Here is a 12,297-nt window from a genome sequence, read left to right on the forward strand (position 1 = left end):
CTCTGCATCCTGCCTCCCCGTGTGATCCCTCCAAGGTCTCACCTGCCCCGGGGCTTTTTGCTGTCTTCCGCCTCTCTCTACAAATAAGAAAACACATCCGCTGGAGAAGATCCCCCTTACCGTCCGATTCCCTGTAACTTCCAGAGGGTTCCATTCATCTGTGGAGATATAACCCTTTCAAGGAGGATGTTGCCATGGATGTACCCCGGAATATCCCATGTAAACTTGGACTGCTGCAAGAGCCTATCACGGTCAATTGGAAGCGGTTAGACAATAACAAGGAGGCTTATCCGATCCTCCGGTTTCGTGACATCCTCTACTTCCCGATGACCTGGCGGTTCACCCATGACGAATTCGAATGGACAACCGAGTGGGACAGCGGAAAAGGACTTCGGCTGACTACCGTGCAGCATAAGGTGTTTTACAATGTTTTTTACGATGAAGGCGACCGCCTCTATGCTTCTGCCAATGAGTCTGCCGTATATTCCATTGACAAGGGAATGAAGCAGACACCCGTCAGGCTTACGCGGGAAGAGGCAGAGCTGGTCAGGAAAAAAGCGAAGGAACGCGAACAGCCCCACAGGCTGACGATCAGTACTTCGAAGAAGGTGGAATTCAGGGAGGGCCGCTTTTATTACGGGCCTGTGGAGCTGCAATCTTTGGATCGAATCGCGCGGATATGCATTCCGGGAACAACAGCCTGTACGGTAAGCATCAAGGCCAATCCGCCTGATTTTGAGGAGGCGGTCGTACAGGTGAATGATGGGCTTACCCTTGTCTATCTCTATGTCGAGCTCTGGCCCAGCGAACCGGGCAAAAGAGGGTTGTACCGTCCCGCCAGCTTCTTGATCAAGGATGGGAGAGCAGTGCAGCTGGAGCCCATCACCCAGTTCCCGGACCGGATGATTCAGAACCCGGATGGCTCCCTGTGGTTTTACAGTTTGGTTCCGGAAGATACCTGGGATGCACGGACGAACAAGGGTCAAGTATGGCTGGTCCGTCCCGATGGTACAGTTGAGGAGCTGAACAGCAGGCTGCAGGCGGATAACGTAGAGGTATTGAAGGTGCAGGACGGGAGGATGGTTGTTCGATCATTTAACGATTTGTTTGGAGCGGGTGAAAGGAAGCCGAGCGATGGAGTCTATGAGCTGGACACACGGCTGGGTGCTCTGAAGCGCGCTATGAGCATCTCCCGGGAGATGTATATGTGGATGAAGCAGGCTCGGTGTTTTATCTCAACGGCTTGAGGAATGAGATGCTCGACCTCACCACAGGCAGGTCTCAATTCTGGTACGATTACGAGCTGGTTCGGCAGCTGTATTGAGCGGTTGGGATTTAACAAGGAGCGTGTCTGTTCCGCCCCTATCCGTTCGTATCCCGTTTCGGGCCCTCCACCAATCGTTCGGAGCCCCCCTCTTGACCTAGAGTGAACTCTAGACTTTATACTGGACACATCCTGAATCTGGAAAGGATGGATAAACCATGCGGAACGTAACGGACAAGGTTGTGATCATTACTGGGGCATCGAGCGGGATCGGTGAGGCCGCTGCCAAACTGCTCGCTCAAAATGGAGCGAAGGTCGTTCTGGCCGCCAGACGTGAGGAAAGGCTGAGGTCACTACAACGCACGATTGAAGATCAGGGTGGGACCGCCATATACAAAGCTGTGGATATCTCTTCTCACCCGGAGGTGGAAGAACTTGCCCGGCTGGCCGTCGATACCTTTGGACGGATCGATGTGTTGGTTAACAACGCCGGGATCATGCCTTTATCTTATTTGCATGAGAAGAAGGTCACGGAGTGGGATCAAATGATCGATATTAACATCAAAGGGGTGCTGTACGGGATCGGCGCGGTACTTCCGTACATGAGAGCACAGAGGCGGGGCCACATCATTAATGTTTCTTCGGTAACAGGGCATATCGTCAGAAAATCATGGGCCGTATATTCCGGTACGAAATTCGCCGTTCGGGCCATCACCGAGGCGCTGCGGCAAGAGGAAGCGGAGAATAACATCCGGACTACGATTATTTGTCCCGGCGGGGTTGCGACCGAACTGGTCCACACCGTATCGAATGAGGAGATCCGGAAGGACATTGAGGAATCCATGCAAAGAGCGCTGCCTGCCGAAGCGATCGCCCAGTCCATTGCATACGCCATATCCCAGCCGGAGTATACGGCAGTTAACGAAATCATTGTAAGGCCTACCAGCCAGGAACTATAATAAAATCAGCTTTGAATACCCCGATGAGGGAGGAAATCTTGTGAGTTATACCATCGGCCAAGCTGCAGAACGTACCGGGTTAACTATTCATACCCTCCGGTATTATGAGAAGGAAGGGATCTTACCGTCTGTGATGCGCAGTGAAAGCGGCATGCGAAGCTATGCAGAGAAGGACTTGGAAGCCCTTGAGTTTATTTGCTGCCTCCGCGCCCTTGGGATGTCGATTTCGGATATTAAGCATTTTGTTCAGGAAAGCACCAGCATTGATCAGCGTCTCAGAATGCTCGAAAAACAAAACGAAAACGTAGCTTCTCAAATCGATCAGTTGTTAGCGTATCAGGCTATGATTCATCGAAAAATGGATTTGTATCTCAACATGCGAATAGAAGAATGAGGAAAAAGGCAGCCGACCCGGCTGCCTTTCCTCGTTACCCAATGTGCAGCCTGTTGAGCCCTCAGACGCGGCCCTCCACAAACTCGGTGATATGGCGGCAGATCTCCTCGGGATGTGTCAAGGTCGGTTTATGATCCGCTCCCTCCATGAGGATAAAACGGATATCCGGCACGGCACGGAAGCATTCGGCAATCCGGTGAAGATCCGGTACGTCCTCCCTGCCCAGGATGAACAGGGTCGGAACAGCCAGCTCACCCAGCCGTTCCGCCGCCGGAGGCTGCGGCCATACCGATTCCCATGTGCCCCACTGCATCATCTTGACGGTATTCTCTTTCCACATCCGCTCCATCCATTCGCGGCGCTGGCTGGCCATAACTACCTGATAGGAAGGGCCCGACAAAGCAATGTCCATCATGCGGTCCACATCCGGGGCCACTTCCCGGATCTTCTCCATCCACCCCAGGAACTGCGGACTGTGGGCAAAACCCGACAGTCCGGGCGCGATCAGCACCAGCTTCGTCACACGCTCAGGGTATTTCAGCGCAAATTCGGCCGCAATCTGCCCGCCCATCGAATGTCCGACAATCACGGCCTGGGAAAGCTCGAGATGATCCAGTGCCTGAAGCAGGTCGTCGACATAGTCAGGAGGCTCCTCTGAGGGATTCGGCGATTGTCCGCAGCCCCGCCCATCCAAGGCAATGACCTTATACTGCTGAGCCAGCAGCGGCGTGACCCATGTCCAGTCCCGCAGGTCCGCTCCTCCGCTGTGAAGAAGAACGAGCGGTGTCCCTTGACCTGTCATTTCATAATACAAATCCATCGGCAGCCCCTCCATACGTTGTGGAATGCTTACGATTTCATTGTATCCTTTGAATGAACGTTTAGTCAATTAAAAGTGTGCTGTCTGCTCGGCCTTGACATTCCGCAGCTCGAAGCCGGCGCAGCGGAAGAAGAGAGCCGCCTGACGGGCAAGGAGAGCCATAGGCGGCAGGCTCATCAGCCGCCCGCAAGCCGCAAACAGCCCTCCCCTGCGCTGAGTCAGAAGGAGGGCTTCTCAAGCCTTGATGCTGTCATACCTATCACTGAAATGATCCGGCTGCCTGATGTGCCGCACACCAACCCTGGATTAAGGACAATATTCCGTTCCGGGCTCCAAATAATAGCAGCCTGCCATTGGGGGGGCTAAAGCTTTATTGAGGTTAAGGGCTGCAGCCGGAACACCTCTCCCTGCCTGCTGTCAGCTCCCTGGAATGCCTGTCCGGTATCGGCATGAACGAGCGGGCGTGAATACCGGATATCCAGGCGATGCCCGCTGACCGACCGGATCGCCGCTTCCGTCAGGGAGCCGTCCGACCAGCTCAGGTCCACCTCAAAGCCTCCGCGCGCCCGCAGACCGGTCACACGGCCGGCAGGCCAGGCTTTCGGCAGCGCCGGCAGGAAGTGAATGGCACCGTCGTGGCTCTGCAGCAGCATCTCGGCAACCGCTGCGGCGCCCCCAAAGTTCCCGTCGATCTGGAACGGCGGATGGTTATCGAACAGATTGGGCAGCGTGGACTTCCGGAGGAGCTCCATCATGTGCCGGTGCGCCTCTTCCCCCTCCTCCAGCCTGGCCCAGAAGTTGATGATCCATGCCCGGCTCCAACCTGTATGTCCTCCGCCGCCCGCCAGCCGCCTGACAAGGGTACGCCGGGCGGCGGCTGCCCATTCGGGCGTCCGGGCGGGTGTGATCTGCGTCCCGGGATGGAGGGCGAAGAGATGGGAGATGTGCCGGTGGCCCGGGTCCTTCTCTTGGTAATCCTCGAGCCACTCCTGCAGGTATCCGCCTTCGCTTACACGGGGGACGGGTATGCGCTGCAGCGCCGCTTCGAGCTCAACCCGGAATTCGTCATCCGTGCCGAGGATCCCGGACGCGTCAACGCAGGCCTGGAACAGCTCCCGGGTGATCTGCGAGTCCATGGCCGGGCCGGCGCACAGCGTACCGCTCTCCCCGTTCGGCAGGATGTACGTATTCTCCGGCGAGACCGAGGGGCATGTAATCAGATGCCCGTCTTTCGCTTCGATCATATAGTCGAGCAGGAACAGCGCCGCCCCCTTCATTATGGGATAGAACTCGGCCAGACGGGAATCGTTCCCGTTAAAGCGGTAATGCTCCCACAGGTGCAGACAGAGCCATGCCCCGCCCAGCGGCCAATGCGTGGCAGGAAGATAAATATCCTGCGGTGCCGTATCGGCCCAGAGGTCCGTGTTGTGGTGTGCGGTCCACCCCCGGCAGCCGTACATCACCTCGGCGGTTCTGCTGCCCCGCTCGCTCATCCGGAGGATGAGATCGAACAGCGGCTCGTGGCACTCCGAGAGATGGCACGTCTCGGCGGGCCAATAGTTCATCTGCGTGTTGATATTGATCGTATACTTGCTGTCCCACGGCGGGCGCATTTGTTCGTTCCAGACTCCCTGCAGGTTGGCCGGAAGGGATCCGGGCCGGCTGGAGCTGATGAGAAGGGCTCTGCCGTACTGAAAATACAAGGAGATCAGCCCGGGATCATCCCCGCCGTTCTTCACTCTCTCCAGCCGCTCATCGGTTGGCAGCACCGCTGCCGCGGCAGCCTCTTCCGTTCCAGCCTCCAGCATTAGCTGTACACGGCCGAACAAGCCTTGGTAATCCTCCAAGTGACGCTGAAGCAGCGAGGGATATGCCCTCTCGGCTGCTGAAGAGAGAACACTCAGGCAGTAGGCCTCGGGATCCTCGTGGCGGAACGTCGTGGCAGCGGACAAATAGAAGGTTACCGCATCCGCCCCCTCCACGATCAGGTGCTCGCCGATCAAGCGGACGCTCCCTCCCTCGGCATCTGCGCGGAGAGCCGCACGGAAATCCGATCCACCGGACCCGCCGCAGTTCCCGCGCATGACTAGAGCGTTCGATCCTGCCCCTGCGATCTGGTCCAGATACCGGCTCTTCCCCCGGTCGAGCCGGGCAGTCAACCCGACCGCGCCGGGGCGGTCGGCGCGAAGGCGGAGCACCAGCACCTGGTCGGGATAACTGATGAACAGCTCACGGCTGAACGTGGTATCTCCGATCCGGTAGCGGATGCTGACCATCCCTTTCGACAGATCGAGCTCTCTTCTGTATTCCTCAGCCTCCCCCTTCCCGTGATCCATGGTGATCCACAGGTCGCCGAGCGGCATGTAGTGGCGCTGGCTCTCCGGAATGCCCGACAGCGCCATGGCCGCCAGCTTGTGTGCCTCCGCCAGCCTTCCGCCGAGCAGCAGCTCCCGGATCTCGGGGAGATACCGGCGTGCGTCCGGGTTATGGCGGTCTACAGGGCCGCCGTACCATACGGTATCTTCATTAAGCTGAATCCGCTCCTTCCCCGGAAGGCCGAACACCATGGCCCCCAGTCTGCCATTTCCGAGCGGCAGGGCTTCATTCCAATCCTTGGCAGGTTGTCTGAACCAAAGCTTATGCTGTTCCATACAGCGCCTCCTATCACTTCATTTGCAAGCGGTACTCTCCCGGGGTTACGCCCGTGAGCTGCTTGAATCTCCGGATAAAGCTCGATACATTGTGATAACCGACCTGCTCGGCAATGGTTTTTACCGGCAGGTCCTGGCTGGCAAGCAGCTCCTTCACCTTCTCTATGCGCAGGCGGGTCGTATAGTCCAGCAGCGTCTCGCCCGTCTGGTCCTTGAAATATTGGCTGAGATTCGGAACCGCCATCCCGAAGTGCCTGGCCATGCCCTGTACCGAGAAGTCGCAGGACCGGTAATGCTCATGGATGTACGCCAGCATGAGATCCAGGGTCCGCAGCGGCGTCTCCGCCCCCTGCGCACTTCGGAAGGCGCCGCAGAGATCACTGCACACCGAACGGATCAACCCCTCAAAGTCGTCCAGCGTATCCAGCCGTTCCAAGGCGAACACGTCCGGAAAGACGGACGAGCTCTGCTCCTGCAGTCCGAGCTCATCCCAAGCCTTGTTCACCGTGCGGATGATCTCAAGGCAGAGGCTGCGGACTACCAAAAGCGGCGGCTGGCTGCCTCTCACATACTTCAGCATAGCGGATAAAGAGGCCTCCACCTTCGCGGACTGCCCCGCCCGGATCGATTGGTCCAGCAGCTCCAGTTCTCCGCTTGGATAGGGGGTGAGCGACCGGTCCGACGGGATCATCCCAAATTCGATGATCCGGTTCAGCCCCTGGATGAAGCGGTATTCGATGGCCGTGTTGGCTTCCAGGTAGGATCTCGGGAGTCCGGTCAGCTCACACTCCCTCCCCAGTCCGATCGTGGCGGACCCGCTCCAGACCGCGTGAACGCTCTGCCGGAACGCTTCAACGGCGTGCTCGACATCGGCTTCGCCAAGCCCGTCCGTCAAGAGGATCAGGATGAGTTTCCCCGGCTCCATGTGCTCGGCTGCATATCCGGGAAGCAGGGAAAGCAGCAGCAGCTCCAGGGTCTCGACCCCCATCTCCCTGTCGCTGCCGCCATCTGCCGAGGCAAGATGGAGAATCGCCGCCCGGAACCGGGTGCCACCGATCGGCAGCCCGATCTCGTCCGCATGCAGACGAAGCTCATCCTCCGATCCGAAATCCCCTTTGACCAGCGATAAGAGCAGCTGCTTCTTGGCCGCCGCCGCATGGCTTCTGACCCGTTCGTCCAGCAAGCGGTTGCGGTCGGCCAAGGAAGCAATCGCATAACGGACCGTCTCCAGCTCGTTAAGCGCAGGACCCTCCGGCGACAGAAGCTGCTCGGTCTCCCGCTGCAGCTGCCGGATCGGCCGGTAATTCCAGCGCATGCCGAGGAAGACGAACAGCGCGCCGATGACAAGCACGACGGCCCCTCCGTACAGGAACAGGGTTTGGGCCTGCGCCAGTCTTCCAAGCACCAGCTTCACCGGAACCAGGGTGACATAGGTCCAGCCGCTCTGCTTGGAGCGGATGGAGAACACATAGTGGTCCTCCTTCCCGATGGTAACCCTCTGGGAGCCGGGGGCCGCAGCTGCGCTCAGGACGCTGACCTGCTCCGCCTGGGCTTTGCCGACCGCACCCGCGCCGGCGACCGGCCTGTTCTCCGGATCGAGAATCCAGGTGGATCCGCCTGTCGGGATGAGGTTGGAGAGGAGCTGCTGGATGGCGGATTCCTTGATGAGATACACCACGGACGCATAGGGCTGGTTCCGGTAAGGCAGAACCGGAACGATCACCCGCATGAAGCGTTCCTGTCCGATCCGGTCCATGGCGGGCGGCTTGATCACCCTCTCGGAGACGGAATTCAGGTCTCTTGACAGCTCCTCTCCCCGCCAATCGTCGAACTGATAGATCTGATCGGCCAGCATGGGGAGCGCGTATACACTGCTGCTCGTATATACGGAACTCTCTGCGCGGTAGTACAGCCAGATTTCATGCACGAACGGATTCATCTTCTGGATGCGCTTCAGTTCGCTCACGATGCCCCAAGCCTTGTATCCGTGATCCCCGGAAACCCTGAACAGAGAGAGACGGTTGTCCTCCAGCATCATCTGGTAGGTGGTGTCCTCCAGCCGCTTCAGCTGCTCATCCATCACATATCTGACCTTATCCAGAGTATTGAGGTTCCCCTGAACCGTCTCTTCCTCCAGCTTGTTCACGAAGGCGTGATAGACGACGAAGGTCAATCCGGACACCGGCAGCAGCAGGATCAGGAGGTACGATAACAGGAAAGTAGTAAAGATGCGGTAAGCTCGGGTCTTCCCCATAAGGTCTCTCCTTTCTGTTCAAGGGTTCACGCTTGGAGCCGCGGCGGCTTAGTATGTCCGGGGCGGCAGGTGGACCTGTCTGCACCCGTTATCCGAATCCTTATCTCTTCTGATACCGGTCGTAGGCCGCCTGCTGAATCCGGATCGCTTCTTCGATGCCCATCTTCTTCAGCGTAGCCGCGAACTGGTCATAGCTGCCGATCGGCTCGGAGCCCATAATGAATTTGATCCACATTTCCTTGACATAGGTATTGACCTCGCTCATGATGCTGCCGAGCTTCTGGCTCTCTTCCCCGCTGAAGGACAGCGGCGGAATCAGGAGCGAGCGGTCGGCCTGGAACCAGGTCTCGTTCGCCTCGGCCGCTTCCGGATAGCGGAGCTCGAAGGACGCCCATGCATGGAAATCCATGACCTTCACCATGCCGGAAGTAGGCAGGGCGTATTTCTTCACCGCTTCCGTCGGCTCGAACCCTTCCGGATTCTTGAACACCTCGTCCGTGTAGGTTTTCTTCCCGTTCTCGGCTTTGTAGCTCTTGCCTTCGATCCCCCAGTTCTGAAGGTCGCTGCCTTCCGGGCCGACCATGAAGTCGAGCAGCTTCACCGCCGCCACGGGATCTTTGGCCTGCGTGCTGACGAACGCGCCGTCGAGCGGAACGTTCTGAACCATCTGAATATGGCTGCTGAAGGACTTGCCGGCCGGACCGAACGCCGCCGGAAGACCGATCAATTTGAAGTCAGGTATCGCTCCCTTCATCTGGTCCTTGTAGGAATTGATCCCTGAGATCACTCCGCCGTAGGCGCCGATCGTATTTTTGACGAATTTGGCATCGAACGCCTTGCGGTCCGTTGCCGCGAATTCCGAATCGATCAGCCCTTCCTTGAACCACTTATTCATGGTGGTGAGGTAATCCTTATAGCCTGGCTCCAGCGGCCCGAAGGTCACCTTCCCCGTCGTGGGGCTGAGATGGAACTTATCGGCCAGCAGCCCCCAGCCGGTGGAGAAGGAACCGATGCTGCCCAGTCCGTCGCCCCGGTCTCCGAGAGGAATCTCGTCATTCTGGCCGTTGCCGTTCGGATCCTTCTCCTTGAAGGCCTTCAGCACCGTATACCATTCATCGATCGTCTTCGGCGCCTTCAATCCGACCTTGTTCAGCCAATCCTCCCGGATCATCTGCCCGGAATAAGCAATCCGGTGCAGATCAATGTCGATCTGCGGGAACTTCGCAATGGTGCCGTCATCGAGCGCCACCTGCTTGCGGATTTCGGGGTGCTCGTTCAAGATTTTTTTATAATTCGGGGCATGCTGTTCGATCAGATCGTTCAGCTTCATGGCCACCCCGTCCTCCACCAGCTTGGCGAGGCCCCCCGGATAGCTGCTCGGCGCATATACGATATCCGGATACGTGCCCGAAGCGAGCATGATATTGAACTGGGAGCCGTCTCCGGGCTGCTGGAACGTGATCTTGGTGCCCGTGCGCTTCTGAATTTCCTTATAGGCTTCCACCTCTTCGAAGCCCTTCACGGTCTTGGCCGTGAGGTTGGTGTTCATGAAGAAGGTAAGCTCGGGCGGCTTCCCGTCTTCTCCCCCTTCGGCGGCCGGCGCCTCCTCCGTGCTCGAGCAGGCGGTAATGGTTCCAAGGCCGAGCGCAAGAGTAAGAATCCACGGTACGATGGGTTTGCGGTTCATGTTAAGGTTGACCCTCCTGTCATGTTCTGTCTCCTCAATTGCCCTGCTGCTCCTCTAGCCTTTCAGCGCTCCGATCATAACCCCTTTGGTAAAGTGTCTTTGGATGAGGGGATACACGATCAGGATCGGCACCGTTGCAACAATAATGGTCGCATATTTGACCACCTCGCCCAGGAACGGATCGCTGCTTGTAGCGAGATTGGTCGTCTCCGTCGTACTGTTCTGGATCAGAATCTCCCGAAGGATGAGCTGCAGCGGGAACAGGTCCCTGTCTCTTAGGTAAATCAGTGCGCTGGCCCATGCATTCCAGTGGGCGACCCCGTAGAACAGCACCATGACGGCCAGCAGGGGTACGGACAGCGGCAGGATCACCTTGGAGAATACGGTCCAATCCGAAGCCCCGTCCATCTTGGCAGCTTCCTCGAGCTCATAGGGGATGGATTGGAACGAGGTACGCATGATGATCAGATTCCATGTGGCGATCAGCCCCGGGACGATGAGCGACCATCTCGTATCAAGCAGCCCCAGATTCTTGATCAGCATATACTCGGGGATCAGCCCGCCGCTGAAGAACATCGTGAAGACGATCATCATCATCATGTATTTCTTCCAATATAAGTCCCGTCGGGAGAGTGCGAAGGCGAACAGGGCCGTGAAAAATACGTTCAGTACGGTACCGACTGTCACATAGAACAGCGTATTCTTGTAACCGACGGCGATCATCGGATTCTTGAGTACCAGCTTGTAGCCTTCGAGATAGAACCCGGCCGGCTTCCACAGAATGCCGGTATGCTTCACGAGCTCCGAAGGCGTGCTGAGGGATGCAAACAGCACATACAGGAACGGGTACAGGGTGACGATCATCAGGCCGCTCAGAAGGATGTAGTTGCAGGTGTCGAACAGTTTGTCACCGAAGCTTCGATGTCTCATCTGACGCTCTCCTCCCTACCACAGGCTCGTCTCATTGACCTTCCGGGAGATCCGGTTGGCGATCAATAAGAGCGCAAAGTTCACCAGGGAATTGAACAGGCCGACAGCCGTGCTGTAGCTGTAGTTCGCCTCCAGTATCCCCCGGCGGTATACGAAGCTCGAGATGACATCCGCCGTCTCGTAGGTTTGCGAGTTGTAGAGCAGAATGATCTTCTCGAAGCCCACGTTCATCATGCCGCCGATCTGCAGGATGAGCAGGATGACGATGGTCGGCATAATGCCCGGCAGGGTTACATGCAGCATCTGCTTCCAGCGGTTCGCCCCATCCACGGTGGCCGCATCATAAAGCTGCGTGTCAATCGAAGTAAGAGCGGCGAGATAGATGATCGAGCCCCAGCCGATCCCCTGCCATATGCCGGAGCCGACATAGAGCGGCCGGAACAGATCCGGGTTCAGCAGCAGGTTCTGCCGCTCGAATCCGAGCCAGGCCAGGATCGTACTGAGCAGCCCCGCTTTTTGCGAGAAATCGATGAGCATCCCGCAGATGACAACAAGCGAGACGAAGTGAGGCAGATAGGTCACGGTCTGTACCATCCGCTTGAAGGAGGAGCGCCGTACTTCATTGAGCAGCAGGGCCAGGATGATCGGCGCGGGAAAAGCAAAGATCAACTCGTAGATATTGATCAGCAGCGTATTCCTCAGAATCCGCCAAAAGTAGTGGCTTCCGAAGAAATCCGCGAAGTGCTTGAAGCCAACCCAAGGACTGTCGAGAATGCCTTTGGAGGGGACGTAGTTCTTGAACGCAATCAGCGCCCCGTACATCGGCACATATTTGAAAATCAAATAGTAAGCGATTCCAAATAAGGACAAGGCATAAATATATTTGTTCTTGGCGAAATCCTTGCGGAGCATCCTGCCATATTCCCCGGCACGCGAGGATGGTATGGCGGCTCCAGGTTTCGGGTATGAAGCAGTGTCAGCCACATCTCTTCCTCCTCTCTATTTTGACTAAGCCGGCTTGCCCTTAACTTAGCAGAATAGAGAGCGGTTTCACAATCACCAATAATTATGTGCCGTATTTATAGCTCACTCGGCAGGAGGAGCGGGATCTGCATATCAGGTACTGCCGTTCAAGGCAGGCCAAGGGTCCAGTGTTGTCCGGAATTCGTCCTGACGGTACGGTTACGGATTCCCTGCTCCCCTAGCGGCGCACCGCACGGATGCTCTGCTGCCAGAGTCTGCTGTGTTAACGGTACCACTCCTTAACATTTCCGTCAAACCCCATTGGCGCCATATGAAAAGCGGCCCCCGCCCGCGCATAGCGCAGGCAAAGGACCG

The 12,297-nt window shown here is 57.3% G+C and carries 9 protein-coding genes; 3 read left to right on the forward strand and 6 right to left on the reverse strand.

Going from position 1 to position 12,297, the window contains the following annotated elements; translation table 11 throughout:
- Positions 1–194 precede the first annotated feature (194 nt).
- The 3 genes from ACP26L_RS19150 (at position 195) to ACP26L_RS19160 (ending at position 2,617) form a co-directional block, all read left to right on the forward strand.
- On the forward strand, positions 195–1,247 hold the full coding sequence (locus tag ACP26L_RS19150) for a hypothetical protein (RefSeq protein ID WP_426445471.1): 1,053 nt from the start codon (positions 195–197) through the stop codon (positions 1,245–1,247).
- 235 nt (positions 1,248–1,482) lie between these two features.
- Positions 1,483–2,223, forward strand: coding sequence for an SDR family oxidoreductase (locus tag ACP26L_RS19155; RefSeq protein WP_426445473.1), 741 nt, complete (start codon positions 1,483–1,485; stop codon positions 2,221–2,223).
- Positions 2,224–2,263: 40 nt separating this feature from the next.
- Complete coding sequence (locus ACP26L_RS19160; protein WP_426445475.1) at positions 2,264–2,617, forward strand: MerR family transcriptional regulator; 354 nt, start codon at positions 2,264–2,266, stop codon at positions 2,615–2,617.
- A gap of 61 nt (positions 2,618–2,678) precedes the next feature.
- Here ACP26L_RS19160 and ACP26L_RS19165 read toward each other — a convergent pair whose 3' ends face one another.
- From ACP26L_RS19165 to ACP26L_RS19190, 6 genes are all read right to left on the reverse strand, one after another.
- Entirely contained in the window at positions 2,679–3,437 is a 759-nt protein-coding gene (locus ACP26L_RS19165; protein WP_426455001.1) for an alpha/beta fold hydrolase, read from the reverse strand.
- A 362-nt stretch (positions 3,438–3,799) separates the two neighbouring features.
- Positions 3,800–6,088, reverse strand: a complete 2,289-nt coding sequence (locus ACP26L_RS19170; protein WP_426445477.1) for a glycoside hydrolase family 95 protein — start codon at positions 6,086–6,088, stop codon at positions 3,800–3,802.
- A 13-nt stretch (positions 6,089–6,101) separates the two neighbouring features.
- Entirely contained in the window at positions 6,102–8,342 is a 2,241-nt protein-coding gene (locus ACP26L_RS19175; protein WP_426445478.1) for a helix-turn-helix domain-containing protein, read from the reverse strand.
- Between the two features lie 100 nt (positions 8,343–8,442).
- Entirely contained in the window at positions 8,443–10,029 is a 1,587-nt protein-coding gene (locus ACP26L_RS19180) for an extracellular solute-binding protein (RefSeq protein WP_426445479.1), read from the reverse strand.
- 54 nt (positions 10,030–10,083) lie between these two features.
- On the reverse strand, positions 10,084–10,959 hold the full coding sequence (locus ACP26L_RS19185) for a carbohydrate ABC transporter permease (protein ID WP_426445481.1): 876 nt from the start codon (positions 10,957–10,959) through the stop codon (positions 10,084–10,086).
- Between the two features lie 15 nt (positions 10,960–10,974).
- Entirely contained in the window at positions 10,975–11,943 is a 969-nt protein-coding gene (locus ACP26L_RS19190) for an ABC transporter permease (RefSeq protein WP_426445482.1), read from the reverse strand.
- Between the last annotated feature and the right edge of the window lie 354 nt (positions 11,944–12,297).

The sequence above is a fragment of the Paenibacillus sp. S-38 genome, from assembly GCF_049942825.1.
GTDB lineage: Bacteria > Bacillota > Bacilli > Paenibacillales > NBRC-103111 > Paenibacillus_G.